Here is a 1,907-nt window from a genome sequence, read left to right as displayed (position 1 = left end):
CGCAGCGCGGCGGTGAACGCCTCGGCGGCGGAGAGTTCGTCGCGCAGTTCGGCACAGCGGCGTTCGGCGATCTCGGCGAACTCGCGCAGCCGCCGCCGGTCCCGCTCGCTGCGGCCATCCCGGTCGGTCCCGGGGTCGGGCGGGGTGAGCAGCGCGAGCAGTTCCCGCATCTCGTCGAGCGCGAAACCCAGCGGCTTCATCCGGGTGACGAGGTCGAGCCGTTCGACGTCCGGCTCGGTGTACAGACGGAAGCCGCCCCGGGTGCGGGTGCTCGGGGGGACGAGCCCGACCTCCTCGTAGTAGCGGATCGTGCGCAACGACAGCCCGGTACGGGCCGACACCTCGCCGATGCGCATGTGCTCACGCACGCTCGAAGACCTCACTTCCCTCCGGCCGTCGTCGCCCACCGTACCGTTTTCGTGACCATGCGTGCACACACGTCGTGTCGGTTTTCACCGCGGTGCCGTGCTACGGACGGTGGCGGGAAGGAGCGCGGGACGTGGTCACCGGCGTACGAGATACACCAGCTCGTTGTCCGTCTCGAAGCTCTCGACGCGCCACGGGCGCTCGGCCGCGAACTGTTCGAACGCGGCCGAGTGGGTCTGGAACATGCCCTTCGACCGCCGGCCGAGCGACTTGGTGGGGAAGGTGACCACCAGGGTCGGCGAGTTCACCGCGTCGAGCAGGTCCCACCCCGCCCCGGCGCGCTGCTTCTCCAGGCACGGCACGGTCTTGAGCAGCAGGGTCACATCGGCCGGTGCGGACACCGGGTCGTCGAGCAGGTCGGCCACGGCCGTCTCGTGCCGCACGCCGAGCAGGTCCAGGACGCGGTCCAGGAACGCCATCTGCGGGGCGTCGATGTCCGAGGCCCGGTACACGGTGGAGGTGGGCAGGCTCATCCACGGCACGGCGAGCGGGTTGAGCCCGCAGGCGAGGTCCCGCACGGTCGCGGGTGCCGGGACACGGTCGAAGATCTCGCGGTAGAACCGCTCCAGCGACGGCAGTCGCTCGCGCGTGCTGGCGTGCGTCCGCATCGCCCCGACCAGCACCTCCCGCGTATGCTCGTCGGCCCCGCCGGAGGTGGTGGCCCCGGTCCCTTCGGCGACCGCCTCTTCGAGCTTGCGCAGGATGCCCCGGTACGGCGGCGCCCCGCCGGGGAGGTACGCGCCGTAGATCTCGTGCAGGCCGCGCTTGGTGCGCTTGACCGCGTCGGGGACGTCGCCTCCGGACGAGACGAGCGCCCTGCGGGCCACCCGCCGCACGGTGGCCGGGGCGAGGCCGCTGTAGCGCTTGCTTTTCGTCAACGCCGTCTCGACGGCGTGGAGCCGCTCGTCGGAATCCGTCCCGTCGTCGGCCGAACTCCCGGACACGCGCATCACGCCTTCCCGCTCCGCCGGAGCGGTCCCGCCCGGCACACCCAGTGTAGCGACCGGAGTCCGCCGCACCGGCCGTCCCGATGCCTCCGGGCGGGCACTTCCGTCGTCCACACCGGACTGAGTTCCGGAGGGCCGGGCGAGCCGTAAACCTTCCCTAACGTCAGGGTAGGATTGCCGGGCGTGACCCCAGAGAGTTTCGCCTCCGTGCAGGCCTACAACGCCGCGTACCCGGACTGCCCGATGCCCACGGAGCCGCACCTGCGCCACAGCTTGCGCGGCTACCGCGCCGCGATGGGGGGTGTCACCGACGACCTCACCGCCTCGGGGGAGTCGCCCAGCGCGGGCACGAGCGCGGGACTGCCCGCGACGGCCACGCTCACCGTCGACTTCCTGCCCGGCGGGGCACCCTTCCCGCACGAGCCGGACCGCACCGGCACCGTGGTGGCGACCCACTGGGGCGAGGCACCGGTGATCGTGCTCGCCCGGCGGGTGTCGCTGCGCGCCGCGTGGGAGGCCGTCCGGCGCGACTGG

Annotated in this window: 3 protein-coding genes; 1 reads left to right on the top strand and 2 read right to left on the bottom strand. The window is 72.5% G+C overall.

All coding sequences use genetic code 11. The features are described from left to right. Both SACHA_RS0116765 and SACHA_RS0116760 read right to left on the bottom strand, forming a co-directional pair. The coding region (locus SACHA_RS0116765; RefSeq protein WP_028663274.1) for a MerR family transcriptional regulator at positions 1-368 on the bottom strand (368 nt) is incomplete at its 3' end. A gap of 135 nt (positions 369-503) precedes the next feature. Beyond that, positions 504-1,376: an Rmt family 16S rRNA (guanine(1405)-N(7))-methyltransferase gene (locus SACHA_RS0116760; RefSeq protein WP_019811622.1), complete on the bottom strand. Its 873-nt coding sequence runs from the start codon at positions 1,374-1,376 to the stop codon at positions 504-506. Between the two features lie 180 nt (positions 1,377-1,556). On the opposite strand from SACHA_RS0116760, the gene SACHA_RS25715 reads away from it, so the two are divergent. Beyond that, positions 1,557-1,907, top strand: a 351-nt coding sequence (locus SACHA_RS25715) for a hypothetical protein (protein ID WP_020628645.1), incomplete at its 3' end; no start/stop codon positions are given.

It is taken from the genome of Saccharomonospora halophila 8 (genome assembly GCF_000383775.1).
Classification (GTDB): Bacteria; Actinomycetota; Actinomycetes; order Mycobacteriales; family Pseudonocardiaceae; genus Saccharomonospora; species Saccharomonospora halophila.
Note: the sequence above shows the minus strand (reverse complement) of the source record. Positions and strands in the feature narration are given on the sequence as shown.

What these genes read in the sequence shown, in the direction of transcription:
- SACHA_RS0116760 (WP_019811622.1), bottom strand. Translation starts at nt 1,376, where the DNA reads ATGCGCGTGTCCGGGAGTTCGGCCGACGACGGGACGGATTCCGACGAG.